Origin of the sequence: Flavobacterium piscisymbiosum (genome assembly GCF_020905295.1) — a bacterium.
GTDB lineage: Bacteria > Bacteroidota > Bacteroidia > Flavobacteriales > Flavobacteriaceae > Flavobacterium > Flavobacterium piscisymbiosum.
Genome location: NZ_JAJJMM010000001.1, coordinates 3,111,071 through 3,133,011 on the forward strand (window position 1 = coordinate 3,111,071; position 21,941 = coordinate 3,133,011).

Consider the following 21,941-nt stretch of genomic DNA (forward strand, 5'->3'; position numbering starts at 1 on the left):
GTTTTAATAATTATCAATCTTTCGCCAGTTCAGGAGTATTATTCGGTTTTCCTTCGCCAGTTTCTTTTAAAAGAAAACTAACCAGAATTGCTATCGAAATTCCAATTATCCAGAATAAACCTGCTTGTTGAAAATGCATAATTTTATCCGTAGTATCATTTAATGTTTGTCCGAACAAACGACTGAATAACGGACTTAAAAGCGTTGTTACTCCAAAAGTTATAAAATTAATGGCTCCTGTAGCACTTCCTTTTACATTGTCAGGATTCGCTTCTTTAATTATAGAATACGGAATCATTGCGGCACCAGAACCAACGCCTAACAAAAACATACTGATTTTCGTAGGAAGTAAATCGGGGAAATACAATAACTGAATCAGACTCAAAATCATAAATAACGCTCCAAATATTAAAACAGGTTTACGTTTGTTTATTTTATCTGTGATATATCCTAATAACGGACAGCCAAACACCCAGCCAAAAGCAACCATCGCACTCGAAATTGTTGCACTATGAAAGTCGAAAGCACGATCTTTCTGGAAAAAATCTACTGCCCAAGTCATAGCAAATATAGTGGTTGGAGCAAATAATAATCCTGAAACGACTCCGCACAACCAGGATTGAGGATTACTAAAAACAACTTTATAAGGTTCAAGCAAGCTTTGTTTTTTTACTATAGTTTCTTCCTTTTTCTCGACTACGTTTGCCGGAGTTATAAACCAAAGTCCAAAAGCAACGATTATAGTAAAAATTCCAATAGAAAGCCAGAAGGTATAAATGTTCATTCCTTTTTCGATTAAAGGGCCTACAACAAATTGTCCTGCTGAACCGCCGAGCATTCCTAAACATTGAGTAAAACCAATTGCAGTTGCCAATGATTTTGAAGAGAATCCTTTACTGGCCAAATACACACAACCCGGAAAAGCGAAGGCACATCCGGCACCTTGAAATAATCGTCCAGTCACTCCGCTAAACTGACTTGAAATCATAAACAGCAAACAGCCAATTCCTAAAATAAATGCTCCGGCGAAGAGCGAATATTTGGCTCCAAATCGATCCAGGGCAATTCCTGCGATCAAACTACAGGTAGAATAGGTATAATAATAAGTTCCTATAATAGTAACCAGTCTGATCTCGCTTACCGAAAAACTATTCGAGAGTTCAGGAAGCATTACAGCCGGGGAGGAGCGTATAACATAATCTAAAAAATAGAAAAGCAAACCAAATACCCATGCAATAATGTAATATTTAGTATATGATTTATTTGTATTGATGTCCATAAAAATGTATTTCTTTTATTTTGAGATTAGGTGTATAAACACGAATTTGCTCCGCCTGTTCGCTATCGCTCGGGTCACGAATTGCCACTAATTCATTTTGTGAAATTAATTTCACAAACAAAAAAGGTTTTAAAATTTGTGCTAATTCGTGTAATTAGTGTTTGTATTCAAGTGTAAAAATCAGTTTTAGATGCCTTCTTTTAAATGCTTATAATTAGATTTTATAGTATCTAAAACTTCTTCCATTTTACCGCCAAGCATTAGTCTTGTCATCGATTTTGCCATACCTACAACTTGTTCCCATTCTACTTTTGGTGGCATTGCCAGCGCATTTGGGTTGGTGAAAATATTCAGTAAAACAGGACCATTATGTCTGAAAGCATTTTCGATTGCTCCTTCAACTTCTTCGGGTTTGTGAACATTTACGCCCTGAAATCCCATTGCCTGAGCGATTAAACCAAAGTCAGGATTTACCATATCGGTTTCGTTATCAGGAAGGCCATTCACTTCCATTTCGAGTTTTACCATTCCTAAAGCACGATTATTAAAAACAATAATTTTTATAGGAATTTCATATTGTTTAATGGTTGCTAAATCCCCCAATAACATTGAGATACCACCATCACCACACATGGCAATAACTTGTCTTTCAGGATGTGCGAGAGCTGCTCCTATAGCCATTGGCATTGCATTGGCCATAGATCCGTGATTGAAAGAGCCCAGCATTTTTCGTTCTCCTGTTCCTTTTATAAAACGGGCTCCCCAAACGCAGGTCATCCCGGTATCGACAGTAAAAATAGCATCTTTGCTCGCCAATTTATCAATGATATGTGCAACGTATTCGGGTTGAATTGTGTCTTCTCCGCCATTATCATTAATATACGTATTCATGTTTTCTTTTACGCTGGCGTATAGTTTTAGCTGTGCCTGTAAAAAACTATCATCGGTTTTGGTTTCCAAAAGGGGTAACAAAGCTTCTATAGTGTTGGCGACATCACCGCATAATCCCATATACAGATTGGCTCTTCGGCCTAAACGTTCTGTGCTGGTATCGATTTGAATAATTTTATTATCACCAGGCATGAATTTATCGTAAGGAAAATCAGTTCCTAATAATAAAACCAAATGCGATTCGTGCATGCTATGATAAGCAGAAGGCTGACCAAGTAAACCTGTCATTCCTATTTCGTTAGGATTATTAGGCTGAATACTCATTTTTCCTCGGAAAGAATATCCTACGGGCGCTTTGATATGCTGTGATAATTGTACTACCTGATCGTGAGCTTTTTCGGCACCAATTCCACAGAATAAAGTGATTTTGGAACTCTCATTGATCGCTTTTGCTAAAAGTTGTAATTCCTGATCAGAAGGTCTGATAACCGGATTACAATGAAAAAATTGGGTAGATATATTGCTTTCAACCGCTTTCATTTCAGAAACATCGCCGGGTAAACCAATTACCGCAACGCCTTTTTTGCCCAAAGCATGCTGAATTGCTGTTTGTATAATTCGGGGAGCTTGTTCTGCGGTCATAATCATCTGATTATAATGACTGCAATCGTCGAAAAGTTTGATGGTGTTGGTTTCCTGAAAATAATCCATTCCCATTTCGGGCGTATTTATGGTCGAGGCAATGGCTAATAAAGGAACGTGCGAGCGATGTGCATCGTACAAACCATTTATTAAGTGCACATGTCCCGGGCCGCAACTTCCGGCACAAACCGCAAAACCGTCTAATTCGGCCTCGGCAGCAGCTGCATAAGCGCCTACTTCTTCATGGCGAACATGAATCCATTTTATTTTTCCGTTTCTCCGTATTGCATCATTAAAATGATTTAAACTATCGCCGGTAACCGCATAAACGCGTTTTACTCCGGCTTCTACCAACATGTCAACTAATTGTTCTGCAACTATTTTACTCATGGATTATATTTTTAAAATTAATATTCAGACAGTACAAACATTGGTTATGGTTTACTTTCTTAATGATTATATTTTAAGATACACTTGGTTATGATGTAAAAACGGTTTTTGGTATGGTTTTATAAATTTAGGGATTTTTTTTGAAGGTACTGAGTTTTTTTTGAGTTACTAAGGCTCTAAGATTTTTTTTAAGTGGCTAAGGTTCTGAGGTACTAAGTTACTAAGGTTTTTTTTTGGGTAAAATGCAAAAAAGGTTCAAAGGAACAAAGTTTTCGCACTTTGTTTACCTTTGAACCTTCGTTTTTAAGAATCTAAGATTTAGTTTTTTTAACTTAGAAGCTTAGTAACTTAGAACCTTAGCAACTTAGACTAGAATGGATCCGCAGTTACTCTAAACTTCATATTTGCTTTTACAGTTACATCTTTGGTAAGGGTTTCTTTTAATGTAACCTGAGTTCTTATTTTATATTTATCGGCTTTAATGTATTGATCTAGTCTGGCATCGGTACAAATTAAATCTAGTGCATTGCTTGTAGAGTTGATATTATCCTGATAGGCTAATTCGATTTCGTCAGCATCAGTTGTGGAGATGTAGAGATGAATTGATTTTAAAAATGTAAAAGTTTTATCTGAAGGATCAGAAATCATTAATTTAAGAGATCTTATTTTTACATCTTTTACCAAATTCGCTTTGGTTTTGTTGTTACTGAATTCAGCCGAAGAATTTGTAGTAACATCAGGCGTAATAATTTCTGATGGCAGATTGATAGGTAAATTGCTTTTTATTTTAATAGAAGCTTCATTAGAAATAGTAAAAGTCAATAAGTCGTCTACCGCATCGCAAGAGGTTACAAAGACAGTTAAAAAAAGAAAAAGAGCAATAAGTTTTGATTTCATGGTTATGGTTTTTCGTTTAAATACGATGTTTCTTGAATGTTGGTTTTTTTTAAGATACTAAGTTTCTAAGGTGCTAAGTAACTAAGTTTTTTTGACGATCCAACAACTTAGAAACTTAGCACCTTAGAAACTTAGAATCTATATAGAAAAAAAATCAAAATTCCATTTTTCAAATTCGAATATAAAAAGTATTTTTGCGCATGCAACACAACGTACTTATTTTAGATTTCGGATCGCAATATACACAGCTTATTGCGCGTAGAGTTCGCGAATTAAATATATTCTGCGAAATTTTCCCTTACAATCACTTTCCTAGTGATTTATCACCTTATAAAGCCGTAATTTTAGGAGGAAGCCCTTTTTCTGTTCGTGCAGAAGATGCTCCACATCCTGATTTATCTCAAATTCGAGGCAAACTACCTATGTTGGCAGTTTGTTACGGAGCACAATATTTAGCCCATTTTAGTGGAGGTGAAGTCGCTGCTTCGAACACCAGAGAATATGGTAGAGCTAATTTATCTTATATTAAAGAAGGGGAAACTTTCTTTAACGGAGTTTCAGAAAACAGCCAGGTTTGGATGAGTCATAGCGATAGTATCAAGGCTTTACCAACCAATGCAGTGAAATTGGCAAGCACGCATGATGTAGAATATGCTGCTTACAAAATTGAAGGCGAAACCACTTATGCAATTCAGTATCACCCTGAAGTTTTCCATTCTACAGATGGATCAAAAATGCTGAAAAACTTTTTAGTAGATATTGCAGAAGTTCCTCAAAACTTTACACCAAATGCTTTCGTAGAGGAAATGGTGGGAGAATTAAAAGAGAAATTAGGAAATGATAAAGTGGTTTTAGGATTGTCAGGCGGAGTAGATTCTACTGTAGCTGCAGTTTTATTACACCAGGCCATTGGTAAAAACTTATATTGTATCTTCGTAAATAACGGTTTACTTCGTAAAAACGAATTCCAAAATGTATTAGATCAATACAAAGGAATGGGATTGAACGTAAAAGGAGTAGACGCCGGAGATCGTTTCTTAAGCGAATTGGCCGGAATAAGTGATCCAGAAACAAAACGTAAAACTATTGGTCGTGTATTTATCGAAGTTTTTGATGATGAATCACATTTGATCGAAGATGTAAAATGGTTGGCGCAAGGAACTATTTATCCTGACGTAATCGAATCGGTATCTGTAAAAGGACCATCGGCAACGATTAAATCACACCATAATGTAGGTGGATTGCCGGATTATATGAAATTAAAAATTGTAGAACCACTAAGAATGTTGTTTAAAGACGAAGTTCGTAGAGTTGGTGCTACTTTAGGAATAGATCCTGAATTGTTAGGAAGACACCCTTTTCCGGGACCAGGATTATCAATCAGAATTTTAGGAGATATTACTCCTGAAAAAGTTCAAATCTTGCAAGATGTTGATGCTGTTTTTATCGACGGCTTAAAATCTTGGGGATTGTACGACAAAGTTTGGCAGGCTGGAGCAATTTTGCTTCCGGTAAACAGTGTTGGTGTGATGGGCGATGAGCGTACTTACGAAAAAGTAGTAGCGCTTAGAGCTGTAGAATCAACAGATGGTATGACTGCTGACTGGGTTCATTTACCTTACGATTTCTTGATGAAAGTGTCGAATGACATTATAAATAAAGTAAAAGGCGTGAACCGCGTGGTTTACGATATTAGCTCAAAACCACCAGCAACAATTGAGTGGGAATAGTATTGTTTTTCAAATTAAGGCGTTACATTTGTAACGCCTTAATTTTTTAAACCTACTATTTATGAGAGAATTTTTAACGATTTCTCTTGTCTTTATTTTGTCTTTTAACAAAATAACTGCGCAAGATTCAATTATTGAACACAAAATTCAAAAAGGAGAAACTGCCTATTTTATTGCCCAAAAATACAAGGTTTCTGTTGATGAAATTTACAAACTCAACCCCGAGTCGCAGAGCGGAATCAAAGACAATCAAATTATTAAGATTCCGGTTCACTCAGCAGAAAAAGAAAATTCAAACCAGCAAATTACTCATGTTGTTGGTCCCAAAGAAACCCTTTTTGGTTTATCAAAACAATATAATATTACTGTAGAAGCGCTTCAAAATGCAAATCCTATTTTGGCCAACGGACTTCAGATTGGTCAGGAATTGATTATTCCGCAAAATCCAAATCTTCTTAAAACTGAAAGCACAACTTCTTCAAAAGTGACGCATCAGGTTGTAGCCAAAGAATCACTGTTTAGTATCGCGAGAGCCTATAATGTTTCGGTTAATGATTTAGAAAATCTAAACAAAGACCTTCTTATTAACGGATTGCAAATTGGTCAGACGATTTCAATTCCAAACAAACGAAAAACCTTAGACGGACGAGTTCGCGTGATCAATCAGGAAACGGTTTTTCATGTGGTTGAACCAAAGGAAACTAAATTTTCGATTGCCAAAAAATACAATATTTCTATCGATCAGTTAGAGTCTCAAAATCCCGAAATTGTAAACGGATTAATTGTTGGCAATAAATTAGCTATTAATACCAAGGAAGTAAAACCAACTAACGAAAGCGAAGAATTGATGTTGGCTTTAGCCGAAAAACAAGTTGTAGTCGAAAAAGGAAAAGCCAAAACGGTTGAACTGGAAGATTTGAAAGACAGATTGGTTGTTCAGAAAGAAATGAATCAGAAGATTATTAAGATTAATGATTTGAAAGTGAATCTGAATGACATGAACGGTTCTAAAGAAAATTCGGTTGAAAAATTACGTTTGGTTCTGGAAGCCAATAAAAATGTACAGGATATTTTAATGGCAAAATTAGATTCGTTGGTGAACACGATGAATAGTGATTTGGTCGATTTAAAAAGAATGGACATTTTGAATGTCGATGAATCAAAAAGATTAGAAAAACGATCGTATGAAAGCATCGGGAAAACCAGTGAATTATCTTCTCAACTAAAAAAAGAATTGGCAGAAAACCGAAAAGCCTATGCCGGTTTAATGAATAAGGTAGAAAAAATTGCTGTTGAAGAAAATCAGGAATACAAGAAGAAAATCCGCGAAAGCGAAAAAAATACAAACGTTACTTCTTTGCAGCAAAGACTTTCATTAGAAGAAATAAAAAGATATAAAATAGAACAGGAGCAGGGCGATGCGCAAAATCAACTTTTAATTGCTAAGATTGATTCGCTTGATACGCAGAAAAAAATCGAAGTAAAAAGACATATCAGCAAAGCGACTTATTATAGTATGGAAGCCCGCAAGTTTGATGATAAACTGGCTTTGATAAAATTGAAAAAGTATCAGGATGAAGCCATTAAAAAACAAGATAAATCAACTTCTGCTGAATCTGCAAAAACAATTTCGCTTGAAGAAATGAAGCGTGAACTTAAGGAAAATCCGCTTAGAGCAGACAAAACAGTAAAAGTTGAAGTTTATGATAATCTTAAAGAAGTTTCAAACGGCTATTACTTAGTTTTAGGTATATTTACAGACTCGTCGCTGAGAGATAAGCTCATTATGAAACTCATTGATTCTGGTGATTTTAACGCTAGTTTCTTCTTTAATATCAACAGTCTTTCGTACTATGTTTACTCAGATATGTACCAAAATATGGAAGAAGTGCTCTATAAATGCAAGAAAAACGAAGAAGATGAGTTATATAAAGAGGTTGTTATTGCTAAGGTAGAAATTGATCTTAGATAATAATTGGCGATAAAATAACAAGTGGCAAGAATCTTGCTTTAAAGAGATTTTAGTAACTTGTTTTGAATTAAAAATTAAATTGTTTTAAGTCTATTATGAAGTATTATTCAACATTATTGTTTCTCGTTTTTTTTGTAACATTTTCTGCTTTTTCACAAGAAAAGGTCATTAAATATACCGTTGCGAATGGAGAAACGATTAACCAGATTGCTGTAAAATTTAAGGTTACGCCTTATGATATTTATGCATTAAACCCCGATGCCAGAAGTGGTATAAAACCCAATACAGTTTTACTGATCCCTACCAATAATGCAAAATCTGCAGCGGTTAAAACAGAAACAGCTGTGGCAAAAACGGGCGGTAATACCAAAGAAATAATTCATGAAGTACAGCCAAAAGAAACTTTTTATAGTATCGAAAAAAAGTATGGTATCTCTGATGAAGCTTTGAAAGCGGCAAACCCTACTTTAGAAAAAACCGGAGTTCAGATTGGGCAAAAACTGGTGATTCCTGCAAAAGGATCAGTTGTAAAATCGGCAGTAAAATCTTCGGTAGCGGCTGAAAAACCAGCGAAAGAAAAAGCTCAGGAAAAATATGTGTATCATGATGTTGTGGCAAAAGAAACTAAGTTTTCGATCGCTAAACAATACGGAATAACCATTGAAGAATTAGAAAAACGCAATCCTGAAATTGTGTCTAATTTACCCGTAGGATACCGATTAACCATAAAAGGAAAAGCGCCTAAAACAGAGACTTCAAGTCCTGTTGTTACTAACACTGCAAAACCGGTTGAAACTGCTAAAAAGGCTATAACTTATATGGAGTATCAGGTAAAACCAAAGGAAACTTTTTATAGTTTAGGAAGAACTTTTCACATTTCTCAGGAAGAATTAACGGCATTGAATCCGTCACTTTCTGAAGGTGTAAAAGAAGGAATGGTTTTAAAAGTTCCTGCAGGATATTTAGCTCCGGCTCCAATTATTCCACAGCAGCAACCTGTTGAAAAAGCAGTAGAAAATTCAAATACCGGAGGTTCTATACAAATTGTAGATAAAGTAAAATCTGAAACTGTATCAGCTAGTCCTGAAGTAGTAGAGCTTACAAAGAAAAGAGGGCAAAATGATCGTAAAAAATTAGTTTTATTGTTGCCTTTTAATTTGAATAAAATGCAGAATGATACAACAAGTACTGCTACACGAATTAAAAACGATAAATTTTTGAATATGACTCTTGATTTTTATTCAGGAGCAATGATGGCGATCGACTCGGCTAAAACCTTAAAATTGCCAATTGATGTGGTAATTTATGATTCTCAGGAAACAAAAACAACATCAAATGTTTCGACTTTGATGGCTCAGAATAAATTGCAGGATGCCCATGCAGTAATTGGACCATTTTATCAAAATAATGCTGAGGCTACAGCAAATACATTACGTTTGTTTAATGTTCCGGTGATTTCGCCATTATCAAAAGATAAAGCGAACCCGATCGATAATTTATATCAGACGATACCATCTAATGATGTGGTGAGAAATGCGATGTTTGATTATATGCGTGCGAAAAACGGAAATATCGTTGCTGTTGTTGATAAAAAGAAAGAATCAGTAATTAGTTATATCAAACAAAACCAAAAAGGTGTTGTTTTTGCAGCTTTGACAGAAACAGGAGGCCTTGATGTAGCGAACTTAAAAAGTTTGCTATTACCTAACAGAATGAATTATGTGGTAATGGAAACCGGAAACACGGCAATGGTGAAAACTACCATTAAAGCTTTGCTGGATGCACAAAAAACATGTCAGGTACAATTGGTTATTTTAGAACCAAACAACACATTGGATACTGACGAAATTAGTTTTGATAATTTAGTAAAACTGAAATTAATGTATCCGTCTGTAACTCGTGAAAGCGATGAACCAGGAGTTTTAATCTTTGATAAAGAATACAGATTGAAGAATAAGATAAATCCAAATACTTATGCAACACGCGGATTTGATGTTACTTTTGATACGATGATGCGTTTGGTGCAAGGAAAAACATATCAGGAAACAGCAGATTTAATGACAACGGAACAAGTTGACAATAAATTTCAATTTTATAAAAAAGAAGATGGTGGACACGCCAATAAAGGAGTGTACATTTTATATTACGATTCAGACTTAACTTTAAAAGTAGCCAATTAATGACATCAACAGTAACCTATTTAGGAGATTTAAGAACAAAATCAATTCATGTGCAATCGGGAAGCGAAATCATTTCTGATGCACCTTTAGACAATAACGGAAAAGGAGAAGCATTTTCTCCAACAGATACAGTTGCCAATGCTTTAGCAAGTTGCATGATGACCATTATGGGAATCAAAGCGCGTGATTTAGGCGTAGATTTCATTGGCTCAACTGCCGAAGTAACGAAGATAATGAACGCTGAACCAAGAAGAATTGGAGCGATCGAAATTGCTTTTGAAATGCAGGGTGTTGCAGATGAAAAAAATAAAACTATCCTGGAACGTGCTGCAATGACGTGTCCGGTGTTTTTAAGTTTAAGCAGTGAAATTGAAAAACGTATTACTTTTAGCTGGAAGTAATAGTAAAGCGATCAAATAATAAAAAGCCATTCGACACTGAATGGCTTTTTCTGTTTTATAAAAAGGTTAAAATTAACCTCAAAGTATATTGTTGTGAAAAAAGGATATGATATTTTATATAACAAATCATTTTAAACGCAAAGTATATAAAGGTTTGTTTTTACTTTACATAAGCGAACTTTGTGTTTTTAAACATATTATTAAATAAAAAATGGTAGTACGCTCTGCGATAAAATTTATCCTTAATTTTCATATCTCCACAGGTTTTGTATTGATCTAACATTATTGATAAAAAATAATTATCATTACTAAAATAGTAGGAATATTCGTAAGATTTAATTATTATACTTAACTTGCTCAAATGTTGTATTTTAATTATTTGTAAAATGAAAAAGCTGAAAATTTTTAGTATTCTTTTGGGTATTCTTATTACTGTACTATTTTCCTCTTGTTTTCGTCTAGGTAGGGGATTTAAAATAAAGAGAGTGGAGAAGACCCCTACCATGGAAGAATATTATGCCTCAGGAAATTATTATCAGGCATTTTGGAGTGCTATTACTATTTTAGAGAAAAACAACTCGGAGGAAAAGAGAAACGGTGCACTTTCTATTATAGAAGATTCTTATGCAAAATATCTTGAAAAAGAAGAATCTATATTGGAGTATGACGTAAAAACATACAAGGATGATGTTGATTTTAATTATGGGCGTATAAATATAGATGTCAATAGTAAAACCAAGAAACTTTATGAAAGGTGTAAGTACTTTCAAGATGATTATAACCGTGTCCGAACTTCTATTAAAGATATTGGGCCCATGTATTATGGAGGAAGAGAGCTTGTTTTTCCTCTAAAAGATTACTCAGGACTTGTTAAAAAAACAAAAGATAAGTACAGTGATTTAGTATATCTAGTGGCAAAGACCTATACAGAGGGGCGTACATACCCATCGTCCCAAGATGCAAAAAAAGATTATAGGGAAGCTTATAAGGTATATGTACAATTACAAAAATTTGATAACGGGTATAAAAAAGACGAAGTAATAAAATTAAAAGATGAAGCCTATAAAAACGGACTGAACTATGTTACTATAAATTTTGCTAATTCAATAAAAAAGTATGCAGTAACAGAGAAAGAGGTTCTTGCTGGTTTAGATCTTGGGGACTGGATAACAATAGGAAAGGATGCTAAAGGGAAATACGATTTTAATATGGTAGTTACGGTTGAGAATTTTGATATTAGTAAAGGAGATCTTCAAAGAACGGTTTTTGATAAAGAAAAAGAAATTGTAATTCAGGAAAACGTGCCAGATAGAGATAGAAGACCAGTTGTTGTTTCCAGACGTAGGTTGTTAAAAAGCAGATTGGAAATTATTGATTTGTTTAAAGAGGCATTTATTGGAGGAACGATAAAAATAGTAGATAATTATTCAAAGAAAACGAAAACATTTACAATTGAAGCGCCAAGTATTTTTAAATATTCGTATGCTATGCAGGAAGGGGATATACGCGCAATTGATCCAGAATATTTGCCATTGCTGGATAAAAAACCTACTGCTCTTCCTACCGATTATGAAATGAGTAAAATAGGTTTAAAATTGTTTAGTGAAGAATTAGCATCAAAAATTATTGGTGAAACTTATCAAAATTATTAAATTTAAATCAGTACCGGATTTTAGATAAAAAAGCCATCAAAGAATAATTTCCTGATGGCTTTTTTATGTTTACTGAAATGATTCTATAATCCTTTCTCAGGTTTTAAATCTTCAAGAATTGGGGTTAGCATAGTCTTTATTTCTTTTTGGATAATTTCGTTTTTTTGTTCGAAAACTACAATGTTGTTTTTTCCTTTTTTAAGCCAGCATCCCGGTAAGTACAATGTTTGTTGGGGGCCAATGCTCCAATAACGTCCAATATTAATTCCGTTTACAAATACAATTCCTTTACCCCAATCACGCATGTCCAGAAAGGTATCTCCGGTTTTAGTGAGATTAAAAGACCCCTGATATAAAGTAGGACGATTTATTTTGCCTGAGTTTTTATACGCTGTTAAATCTGGTGGCGTGGTCATTGGTAATTTATACATTTCCCAATCGCCGGTAATGGTTTCTCCGTTAATCACTACAGGACTAATGATACCTTTATTGTTGGCATTAATTTGAGAACCATAATTAATACGTCCCATGTTTTCGACCAGAATGTCTAAAGTGGCATTAAAAGGAACTTCGATTTCGCAATCGTATTTTTTGTAATATCGGTTCAGTTCTGCTACTTTTTTCCCGTTAACATAAATAATGGCATAATCACGTAATCCTTTCAATTCTAATTTCCCACTAATGGGTTGTGTAAATTTTTTGCTGTACCAAATATAACCATCGCCTTGATTTAATTGTTCAAATGTTTGCGGATTATCTTCAATAACGGGTGTAATTTTCGATTTAAAATCGGCTAAATTTACTGCTTTTGTCAGCTTTATATTTGGGATAGTGATTACTGGTATTTGGGTAGGAATAGTAGGAGTTTCATTTGTTTTTAATAATTCTCTTAACGCATTGTATTTTGGAGTTGCCCAACCCGCTTCGCTAATAGGAGCGTCATAATCATAGGAAGTCATGTCTGGCTGAATATCGTGTTCTTTATCATAGTTGGCACCCGAGGTAAAGCCAAAATTCGTTCCGCCATGTACCATATAATAATTGAAAGAAACCTGATTGTCCAGATATTTTTTGGTCTGACGAACGGTTTGTTCCGGTTTTTGTGTCGGGAAAGGTTCTGCCCAATGATCCAGCCAGCCAGGATAAAATTCGGCAACCATATAAGGTCCCTGATTATTATTAAACTGATTGACAACGGCTTTTAACTTTGCAATGTCGCTTTCTCCATTGGCAGTTGGTAAAGCGCCCGGCAAAGCTCCGCCTTCAAACAACCAGCTTCCGTCTGATGTAAAAAATGGCACTTCAAAACCAACATCTTTTAATTGCTGAAAAACGGCGGCGCTGTATTTTTTGTGCTCTTCTAACGGGATATCTTTACGTTGGGCGACATAAGAACCAAATTCATTTTCGCCCTGAACCATAATAATTGGTCCACCTTTGGTAATTTGTAAATCTTTGACTTGATTGTACAATTCGGTAAAATAGGCTTTGGTTGCAGTTAGATATTCTTTGTTATTGCCGCGAATCACCATATTAGGAACATTTTGTAAAAACCAAGGATAACCGCCAAATTCCCATTCGGCACATACGTAAGGACCCGGTCGAAGAATAACAAATAAACCTTCTTCCTGCGCTGTTTTAATGTATTCGGCTAAGTTTTTATTTCCGGTTTTAAAATCCCAAACCCCGGGAGTAATTTCGTGATAGTTCCAGAAAACGTAGGTTGCCACAGCATTTAAACCCATTGCTTTCATCATTTTTAAACGATGACGCCAATACGGTTGTGGAATTCTGGAATAATGCATTTCGCCTGAATGAATCTGAATTGGTTTTCCATTCAACAAAAAATTCCCATCGCTTATGGCAAAAGTTTGTTTTTCTTGTGCTGTTAATGCTGAAAGGATAAAGAAATTAAACAAGAGAATTAAATAAACTTTTTTCATTTTATTTGAAATTGATGATGTTTATAAAAAGCAAGAGAGCACTATGAATTGCGCTCTCTTGCTAACCTAACTAACCAATAAATTTATTATTCTGAAAACTCTAATTTTTGTAATTTTTTCCATCCGCCACGAGTGAAATCAGGAATTTCTACAGGAGACGAGTTATTATCAAGTGAGATCTCTGTTAAAGGACCTAAGCAAGACCATTCTGCAAGATCGTAAACATCCATGTCTAGAGGAAGTCCTTTTTGAAGACAGTGAATCAATCGGTAATCCATCACGAAATCCATTCCGCCGTGACCGCCTACTTTTTTAGCTTTTTCTTCGATATCTTTTACAATTGGATGCTTGTATTTTGCCATCAATGCTTTTTTAACATCTTCAGGAACAAATGAATGTGCACTTAATTTTTCGTGATTTGGTTTTACATCATCTCCTAATGCTGCACCGTCTAAAGCATAACCTTCTAACGGATATTTGTTGGCAAAACCTTTAGTTCCGCTCAATTGATACATTCTGCTGTACGGACGAGGAGACGTAACATCATGCTGAATCTGGATTGTTTTTCCGTTTTCGGTACGAATCATAGTCATGGTATGATCTCCGTTTCTAAAATCTTTAATTTCCTGACCTGATTTTTCTTTGATGTAAGCAGGATTTCCTACCGCTTTTGTATCCATAGAAACTAAGAAATTCATTTTATCACCACGGTGAATATTCAAAGCCTGACAAGCCGGTCCCATACCGTGAGTTGCGTAAATATCACCTCGGTGTTTGATGTTGTAATCCATTCTCCAGTTGTTCCAGTATTCGCCCCAAAATGGTTGAAGACCGTGAATGTAAGAACCTTCGGCATGAAGAATTTCTCCAAACACACCTTGCTGTGCCATATTTAATGTCGTTAATTCGAAGAAATCGTAAACACAATTTTCAAGTTGCATACAATGTTTACGTGTTTTTTCGGAAGTATCAATAAGGTCCCAGATTTCTTTCATGGTCATAGCACCCGGAACTTCGATTGCTACGTGTTTTCCGTCTTTCATTGCCTGAACACCTATTAAAGCATGATGTTTCCAATCTGTTGCGATGTAAACCAAATCAACATTTGGCAAGGCAGTAACTTTTCTCCAGGCATTTTCATCTCCAAAAAATTCCTGAGCTTTAGGAAGACCAGCTTTTGTTAAAATTTCATTAGCCGATTGTGTGTTTTTCTCTGTCATATCGCAAAGCGCTACGATTTCTACTCCGGGAATATGTGTCATACGCTCAACAGCTCCCGGGCCACGCATTCCTAAACCAATAAAAGCAACACGAACAGTTGGAATTGGAGCAGTAGCCAAACGCAAAACATCTTGCTGACCTTTTGGACGGGTTGGTGTTTTGGTTTTGATCATTTGTGCCGATGCGATTGCTCCTCCAAACAACAGACAGGCCACTAACATGAATTTTAAAATACTAGTTTTCATAATGAATTAATTTGATTTGAAATGATGATAATCTAAATGCTGATTATCGGGAATTATTGTTTTTGTAAATTGTTTATTTTTAAAACGTCTTTTTAAGGTAATGTGTCAAAACTTATTTCTGGTTTTTTATTGTTTAAAGGTCTTGTAAAGATCGTTTTTGGTGTTGTATAGTTGTTGAAAAAACCGCCGTTTTTTAGATAAAAAGAAGTATTGTCGAGTCCGCCTGCAAAATCTATTCGATATTCTTTTCCTCCAGTATTATCTGTTGTAAAACGAGCTGAATTGATCTCTGACCAAACTCCTTTATCATCACAAACCCATTGATTGTTGAATAGTACTTTACGAGACAAATCGCCTTGTTCCGGAATAAAATTTTCTAAGAACGAATGAAATCTTTTTAAATACGTATTCGTTTCAGGACGATTAAAACTAGCGATTAATAGCCATTTTTGCAATTCAGGTGCATAAAAATAGGCAGTATACGTGGTTGTATTATTGTTTTGAGGGAATCCTTGTAATAAAAATTTATAAGTAGTTCCTGCTTTCCAGTTGTATTTAAGATAGCTTTGACCGCCAGAACCTTCATTTCCAAATTCGCCTGTGTGAACATTTTCGCCTTTTTTAAGCATTTTAATTTTATGTGATTCAGGAATACTGGCCGGATCATCAGTATTAAAAGGACTCCATACAGAAAATAAAACTCTTCTTTCTGAAGCCGAATTGACCTGAATACCAAAGTAACCTTCTCCAAAACCATTAGCCATAAAATAAGAACCAATTTTATCTTCGTTTTCCGGAACGGTAACTTCGTTATAATACCATTTTGCATTGATGTTTTCAGGAACCTGATAGTTTAAATGTACCGATGGCCCGCGACGTCCCCAATGATAAAAATTGCCTTCATTATTTGGAACATAGGATATTTTTCCGTCATAATCTGCGCTCGAAATAGTCAGGCGATTTATAGCAGGAAAACGATCTCCTGTTTTACTGATTCCTTTTATCTTAACGGCAACATAACCTTCCTGATTAATTTTCCAGGTACCAATTGTTACCGCTTTTTTTGAAGTATCAAATTTTACTTTTTTGGCTTCATTATTAATCGAAAATTCTAATTCTGATTTTCCAACTACTTCTACCGATTCTTCAATAGTTAACTGAAAACTTCCGCCTTTCGAAATTCTGAAATAAATGGTAAAAAATTCTTCGGCACTGGTCCAGTTTTCAATTCCGTTATCCGTAATAGTGTTGCTTTCTAAATGTTTCGAGCTGTAAGCGTTTCCAGCTAACGGGAGCGAAATACTGTTTTTTTGATTTTTTAAAGAAGAATCTTTCTCAGTAATTTCGCTATTCTCTGTACAGGAAAAAGATACAAGTAATGAAGCAAAAAATAAGTAAAATAAGTTTTTCATGGTATCGATAGTTCGTTTATTTCTTTTTTAAAATTACCTCTCTAATCAACCAAATTAGAGAGGCTTCAAAAACAAAACAATTCTAATAATTATGGATTTTGAGTTAAAGTTCCAGGATACGCATTAATTTCTGATTGCGGAATATATTGAACCACTCTCAAGCTTGAAGCGGGCCAGTCTGTCATTGGTAAATGAGGACCAGGATAATGACGCGTCATCGTTTGACCATTTCTGTAAACATCGTAACCTCTATGTGCTTCAAACGCTAACTCTAACTGACGTTCTTCATCTACTCGTTGTACAGCATTTGTACTGTTTAATGATGTATAACCGCCACCAACAATCGATCTTTCGCGAATTATGTTTAAGTTGGTTAAAGCACTATTATAATCACCTTTTTTAACATATGCTTCTGCCATGTTCAAATACATCTCGGCCAATCTTGAAATAGAAGGAGAGTAGAGGTGAGAGTCGTTATTTTGCAAAGAACATTTTGTAATGTAGAACATTGGATACACACGGTTTAGCAGCATCATATAATCTTTTTCGCCTGTATACGTTTTGCCTTCATATTCAATCGAATATTGATTTTCGGCTGCATTTACTGCAGTTAAGTTATAATCAGCATTTCCTATTGTGATATAAAATGTACCATTAGGATTTGTTTTTAATGGTTGTTGCATATAGTTATAACCTGTTTGTGTACCTGTAGCATTTTTAACGTCATAAATAAAACGGAATGCCTGAGTTTTGTTTCCTGCATCGTCTGTGGTATATTGCGGATCAATAAAAGCCCAACGCGCATCTTTCTTTAAACCTGATTTTCTTAATAAATCGAGATACTTTGCACTAGCGTACATTTCGCCCCAGCCCTGACCTTGAATATTAGCGTACATACCGCCAATTCCGTAATAATGATCGAAACCTGAAAATTCTGAAGCTACTCTTTTAACAGCAAAAATGGTTTCAGTCTGCTCATCAGAATCTGGTGCATAAGTATTGAATTTCATAAAACTTTCACGACTCAATAATTTATATTTTCCGCTTGTAATTACTTTATTCGCATATTCTATAGATTGTGTTGCGTATTCCTGATTAGGATTTTCATAGGTCCCACTCATATATAAGTATACTCTCGAAAGCATTGCCTGAGCAGCTTCTTTAGTAGCATACGCCGCTGATCTATCAACAGTCATTAAAGATTCGGCTTTTTTCAAATCACTAATTGCTTGCTCATACGTATCTTTTACTGTTGATCTGTCTGGTAATCTCAGATTATTTAAATCTGGAGGTAAACCATTTACAATTGGCACTCCTAAATTAGTTTCAGGTGATTGTGCGTAAGGTCTTCCGTAAGTGCGGCATAAATAAAAATAAATCATACCTCTTAAATAATAGGCTTCACCAAGTTGTTGGTTTACAGCAGGACTTTCTCCTTCTGAAATCATTTTGATCAAATCGCTTGATTGTGAAACGATTTTATAACTGTTATTCCAAAAGACAGATAACCTGTCATTGTTAGGAATATGCTGATACGAAATAAAAGAGTAAAATGAATCTGTAGAAGTTCCTCTAATCATAATATTATCGCCAGGATACTCTCCAACTCTGTGCATAACATCAGACCAGCCTTTTAATTGTGCGTAACAGCCATTTAACAAAACCTCTACGGCAGCTACTTTATCTTGTTCTATTTTGTCTTTTGTGTATGCATTAAATGGTTCTCTGTCTAAATCACATGAGGACAGGAAACTAATCGCCATACATAATATAAATATCTTTTTCATGATTTTGTTTTAAAGAGTTAAGTTAAGTCCTAATACAATTTTGCGTGTTGAAGGATACACATGTGTAGCAACACCAGAAATAATATATTGCTGCGTTGCATCATTGTAAGTAGGAGGAAGCTCAGGATCTACACCAGAATAATGACTAATGGTAAAAAGATTTTCTCCGGCGATATACAATCTTAGGTTCGAAATATGAAGACGCTGAATAGGTACATTATATCCAAAAGTAATACTGCGCATTTTTAGGTAAGTTCCTGTTTCTAAGAAACGAGAAGATGCTTTGTTCGACTGGCTACTGTTATCATAAAGTGCCTGAGGATGTGTTGCAATATCACCCGGTTTTTCCCAACGGCTCCATCCGCTGTGAAGTACCATTTGGTTTCTGTCATTATAAGCACCATCTGAATCAAATTCGGCTCTGGCATAATTATAAATTTGTCCTCCAACAGAATAACTAAAAATAGCCGAAAAGTCAAAATTCTTATAATTTAAAGTTGTAGAGAACCCTCCAAAAAAGTCCGGAGTATAAGTTCCTATTGCCTTTTGATTTTTAGAAGCATCAGCGTAACTGTTTGTTTTTACGCGCTCTCCGGCAGCATTTGTAGTGTACCATTGTGGTTTTCCGTTTGTAGGATCAACACCTGCCCATTCTGTTAAATACCAGCTGTCAACATCTTTACCCGGTGTTAATAATTTGCTTGCTGAACCCGCAACACCACTACCATCTCCTACAATAATTTGTTGTCTGTCTCCATAAAGGCTTGTTACCTTATTTTTATTCGTACCAATGTTAGCATCTACAGACCAATTAAAATTGTCTCCTTTAATGATGTCTACATTAATAGAAGCTTCAAAACCTCTATTGTTTACCGCACCTACATTTCTCCATATCCCGGTAACTCCAATAACTCCCGGAAGTGGTACATAATACAATAAATCAGAAGTGTTTTTATTATAATAATCCAAAGTAATGTTTACTCTTTTAAAGAAGCTTACATCCAGACCAACACCAGCTGTAAACGTTTTTTCCCAACTTAAATCAGGATTAGCTAATTGCGATATTAGTGCTCCGGGGCTTTCATTATAGCTACTTTTTGAGAAAGAATATAAAGGAAGATGAGGATACAAACTGTTAGGTCGGTTTCCTACAGAACCGTAACTAGCTCTAAGTTTTAAGTTGTTGATATAATCTGCGTGAAAGAATGCTTCATTATGAATGTTCCAGCCTCCACTTATAGAGTAAAAGTTACCATATTGTGCATTTTTACCAAAGTTAGACGCTCCGTCACGACGAAAAGATACTTGTGCCAAATAGCGGTTATCATACGAATAATTAACATTTGATAATAACGATTGTACAGCCCATTGCTGTCTTCCGCCACCTACTTTTTCAGGAACAGCAGCAGCATCCGGAGCTACAATTCCTGGAGGAATTCCAGTTGCAATTCCCTGACTAAATTTTCTATTGTATTCATTCCACTCATAACCTGCGATAGCATTAAAGTTATGTTTGCCAAATGATTTATTAAATTTTAATAATTGATTGGTATAGATTCTGTTATAAGTATCAAAGTTATCTTCGATTCTGCCTTTTACAGCTAATCCGCCAGAAGATCTTGGATCTGTATAATAAGTTGAATTTGAATTGCCAAAAATATAATTGTTTACAGAAGAAAAAGTCAACCAGCTTGTAAATTTAATATCAAAATCAAGATTAGCTCTCACGGTGTAATTTTCAGATTCACCGTAATTCCATTGCAAATCATATAAATAGTTTGATCCCGTAGTATTGACCCAAGTTGGGTTTGGAGCGTTTCCTACCAAAGATCCATCTTCCATATACGGACTATCCCAAGGCATATTTCCGTACAAAGCACCAACACTATGTTGTTGATCATAGGTTGTTTCTCGGGTTAAATTTATTTGTGGTCTTAATGTAAACCAAGTATTTGGTTTGTATTCAAATTTCATAAGACCATTATATTTTTTGTAATCATAACCTTTAATCGCTCCGGTTTCTTTATAAACCCCTACAGAAACATAACTTTTAAAGTTTTCACCTCCGCCACTTATCGATAAATTATAATCTTCTGCAATACCGGTTTGGGTAGCATTATCCCACCAGTCAAAGTTTTTATTTCTTAATTCCGGATTCCACCACCAAACATTCTCGAATGCTTGTTTGTTTTCGAATGAATCATATAAATCATATAATTGAGCGCCATTCATAATTTTAAAATTTCCGTTGTTTAAAGTAGTCATGGCAGTTTTGGCAGAAAAACTAATAACAGCTTTTCCTGTTTTTCCGCTTTTAGTTGTAACGACAATTACACCATTTGCTCCCTGCGAACCGTAAACTGCTGTAGAGGCAGCGTCTTTAAGAACCGTCAACGTTTCAATATCAGATGGATTCATGTTGGCAGAACTATTCCCCACAATAACTCCGTCAATTACCCATAAAGGATCTGTACTTCCGTTGACGGTGGTTTTTCCTCGAATTACTATTTTTGCTATCGCTCCCGGTTGACCTCCACCTGTATTTACATATACTCCGGAAGCTTTTCCTGCAAGCATGTTTTCGACAGAAGGAGTCGTTACATCAACAATTTTTTTACTGTCTAAAGTTTGTAATGATCCGGTTAAGCTCTCTTTTTTGATCTTGCTGTAACCTACAATTACAACCTCGTTCATTTGTTCGCCAGCTTCTTTCATTACTACTTTAAGAGCATTGTTTCCTGCTGGTATTTCCTGGTCTTCCATTCCTAGAAAAGTAAAAACCAGTATAGTACCCTCATTTGGAACTTCAATAGCAAAACTTCCGTCGATATCAGTTTGCACTCCCTTTGTTGTGCCTTTTATAACAACATTTACACCTGGAACCGGAATTCCTTTTTGATCTACAACCTTTCCTTTTACGATTTTTTGAAACGCAGGTAAATTAATTTCATTTACCGGAATCTCTTTAGAAGGTGCTGCCGTTGTAATTTGAAAACTTAAAGACAACAAGGAAAGTACTGTTGTTTTTAAACTCTTTTCAAGTACAGTATGCATCCTAAAATTTTTAGGTTTTTTTGAGAATACTTTGTTCATACTCTTGTTTGGTTTTGGTTAATGATTGTGTTTTTTGTTAGTCGTTTTTTTTAAGTTTCCTGGCTCTTTAAGACTCACTTTTTGGTTGGTTGAGAAAAGGATTAAAAGCGATGAAAAAGAGCCAATAAATGCGTTGTATTTTATTATTATTCGACGAAACTATCGATTATATTTTTATTAACCAAGAAAAAACACGAAAAATGTGC

Annotated in this window: 13 protein-coding genes; 5 read left to right on the forward strand and 8 right to left on the reverse strand. The window is 35.1% G+C overall.

Annotation, left to right across the window (positions count from 1 at the left end; all coding sequences use genetic code 11):
* Positions 1 to 13 precede the first annotated feature (13 nt).
* The 3 genes from LNP81_RS13610 to LNP81_RS13620 all read right to left on the reverse strand — a co-directional run bounded on the left by LNP81_RS13610 (position 14) and on the right by LNP81_RS13620 (position 4,099).
* Entirely contained in the window at positions 14 to 1,279 is a 1,266-nt protein-coding gene (locus tag LNP81_RS13610) for an MFS transporter (RefSeq protein WP_230036653.1), read from the reverse strand.
* A 186-nt stretch (positions 1,280 to 1,465) separates the two neighbouring features.
* Positions 1,466 to 3,202, reverse strand: a complete 1,737-nt coding sequence (locus LNP81_RS13615; RefSeq protein ID WP_230036655.1) for a thiamine pyrophosphate-dependent enzyme — start codon at positions 3,200 to 3,202, stop codon at positions 1,466 to 1,468.
* A 369-nt stretch (positions 3,203 to 3,571) separates the two neighbouring features.
* On the reverse strand, positions 3,572 to 4,099 hold the full coding sequence (locus LNP81_RS13620; RefSeq protein WP_230036657.1) for a hypothetical protein: 528 nt from the start codon (positions 4,097 to 4,099) through the stop codon (positions 3,572 to 3,574).
* Positions 4,100 to 4,299: 200 nt separating this feature from the next.
* Here LNP81_RS13620 and guaA point away from each other — a divergent pair, with 200 nt between their 5' ends.
* The 5 genes from guaA to LNP81_RS13645 all read left to right on the forward strand — a co-directional run bounded on the left by guaA (position 4,300) and on the right by LNP81_RS13645 (position 12,034).
* Positions 4,300 to 5,829 carry a glutamine-hydrolyzing GMP synthase gene (gene guaA, locus LNP81_RS13625; RefSeq protein WP_041519335.1) on the forward strand — a complete coding sequence of 510 codons (1,530 nt, stop codon included), beginning with the start codon at positions 4,300 to 4,302 and terminating at the stop codon, positions 5,827 to 5,829.
* Positions 5,830 to 5,890: 61 nt separating this feature from the next.
* Positions 5,891 to 7,801, forward strand: a complete 1,911-nt coding sequence (locus LNP81_RS13630) for a lytic transglycosylase (RefSeq protein ID WP_230036659.1) — start codon at positions 5,891 to 5,893, stop codon at positions 7,799 to 7,801.
* A 95-nt stretch (positions 7,802 to 7,896) separates the two neighbouring features.
* A complete protein-coding gene (locus LNP81_RS13635) occupies positions 7,897 to 9,981 on the forward strand; it encodes a LysM peptidoglycan-binding domain-containing protein (protein ID WP_230036661.1) in 2,085 nt (694 codons plus the stop codon).
* Positions 9,981 to 10,382, forward strand: coding sequence for an OsmC family protein (locus tag LNP81_RS13640; protein WP_230036662.1), 402 nt, complete (start codon positions 9,981 to 9,983; stop codon positions 10,380 to 10,382). Before LNP81_RS13635 ends, LNP81_RS13640 begins: the two co-directional genes overlap by 1 nt.
* A gap of 386 nt (positions 10,383 to 10,768) precedes the next feature.
* Positions 10,769 to 12,034, forward strand: coding sequence for a hypothetical protein (locus tag LNP81_RS13645; protein WP_230036664.1), 1,266 nt, complete (start codon positions 10,769 to 10,771; stop codon positions 12,032 to 12,034).
* 83 nt (positions 12,035 to 12,117) lie between these two features.
* Here the strand turns inward: LNP81_RS13645 and LNP81_RS13650 are convergent, their stop codons facing one another.
* From LNP81_RS13650 to LNP81_RS13670, 5 genes are all read right to left on the reverse strand, one after another.
* On the reverse strand, positions 12,118 to 13,977 hold the full coding sequence (locus LNP81_RS13650; protein ID WP_230036666.1) for a glycoside hydrolase family 35 protein: 1,860 nt from the start codon (positions 13,975 to 13,977) through the stop codon (positions 12,118 to 12,120).
* Between the two features lie 86 nt (positions 13,978 to 14,063).
* Positions 14,064 to 15,419 (reverse strand): Gfo/Idh/MocA family protein, encoded by a 1,356-nt coding sequence (locus tag LNP81_RS13655; RefSeq protein WP_230040914.1) that lies wholly within the window; start codon positions 15,417 to 15,419, stop codon positions 14,064 to 14,066.
* 116 nt (positions 15,420 to 15,535) lie between these two features.
* Positions 15,536 to 16,855, reverse strand: coding sequence for a DUF3472 domain-containing protein (locus LNP81_RS13660; RefSeq protein ID WP_230036669.1), 1,320 nt, complete (start codon positions 16,853 to 16,855; stop codon positions 15,536 to 15,538).
* An 89-nt stretch (positions 16,856 to 16,944) separates the two neighbouring features.
* On the reverse strand, positions 16,945 to 18,642 hold the full coding sequence (locus LNP81_RS13665) for a RagB/SusD family nutrient uptake outer membrane protein (RefSeq protein ID WP_230036671.1): 1,698 nt from the start codon (positions 18,640 to 18,642) through the stop codon (positions 16,945 to 16,947).
* A gap of 9 nt (positions 18,643 to 18,651) precedes the next feature.
* Positions 18,652 to 21,735 carry a SusC/RagA family TonB-linked outer membrane protein gene (locus LNP81_RS13670; RefSeq protein ID WP_230036674.1) on the reverse strand — a complete coding sequence of 1,028 codons (3,084 nt, stop codon included), beginning with the start codon at positions 21,733 to 21,735 and terminating at the stop codon, positions 18,652 to 18,654.
* Positions 21,736 to 21,941: the final 206 nt, after the last annotated feature.

Coding starts and splice junctions, on each gene's coding strand:
- LNP81_RS13645 (WP_230036664.1), top strand. CDS start 10,769: ATGAAAAAGCTGAAAATTTTTAGTATTCTTTTGGGTATTCTTATTACT.
- LNP81_RS13650 (WP_230036666.1), bottom strand. CDS start 13,977: ATGAAAAAAGTTTATTTAATTCTCTTGTTTAATTTCTTTATCCTTTCA.
- LNP81_RS13620 (WP_230036657.1), bottom strand. CDS start 4,099: ATGAAATCAAAACTTATTGCTCTTTTTCTTTTTTTAACTGTCTTTGTA.
- LNP81_RS13640 (WP_230036662.1), top strand. CDS start 9,981: ATGACATCAACAGTAACCTATTTAGGAGATTTAAGAACAAAATCAATT.
- LNP81_RS13610 (WP_230036653.1), bottom strand. CDS start 1,279: ATGGACATCAATACAAATAAATCATATACTAAATATTACATTATTGCA.
- LNP81_RS13670 (WP_230036674.1), bottom strand. CDS start 21,735: ATGAACAAAGTATTCTCAAAAAAACCTAAAAATTTTAGGATGCATACT.
- LNP81_RS13665 (WP_230036671.1), bottom strand. CDS start 18,642: ATGAAAAAGATATTTATATTATGTATGGCGATTAGTTTCCTGTCCTCA.
- LNP81_RS13630 (WP_230036659.1), top strand. CDS start 5,891: ATGAGAGAATTTTTAACGATTTCTCTTGTCTTTATTTTGTCTTTTAAC.
- LNP81_RS13615 (WP_230036655.1), bottom strand. CDS start 3,202: ATGAGTAAAATAGTTGCAGAACAATTAGTTGACATGTTGGTAGAAGCC.
- LNP81_RS13660 (WP_230036669.1), bottom strand. CDS start 16,855: ATGAAAAACTTATTTTACTTATTTTTTGCTTCATTACTTGTATCTTTT.
- guaA (WP_041519335.1), top strand. CDS start 4,300: ATGCAACACAACGTACTTATTTTAGATTTCGGATCGCAATATACACAG.
- LNP81_RS13635 (WP_230036661.1), top strand. CDS start 7,897: ATGAAGTATTATTCAACATTATTGTTTCTCGTTTTTTTTGTAACATTT.
- LNP81_RS13655 (WP_230040914.1), bottom strand. CDS start 15,419: ATGTTAGTGGCCTGTCTGTTGTTTGGAGGAGCAATCGCATCGGCACAA.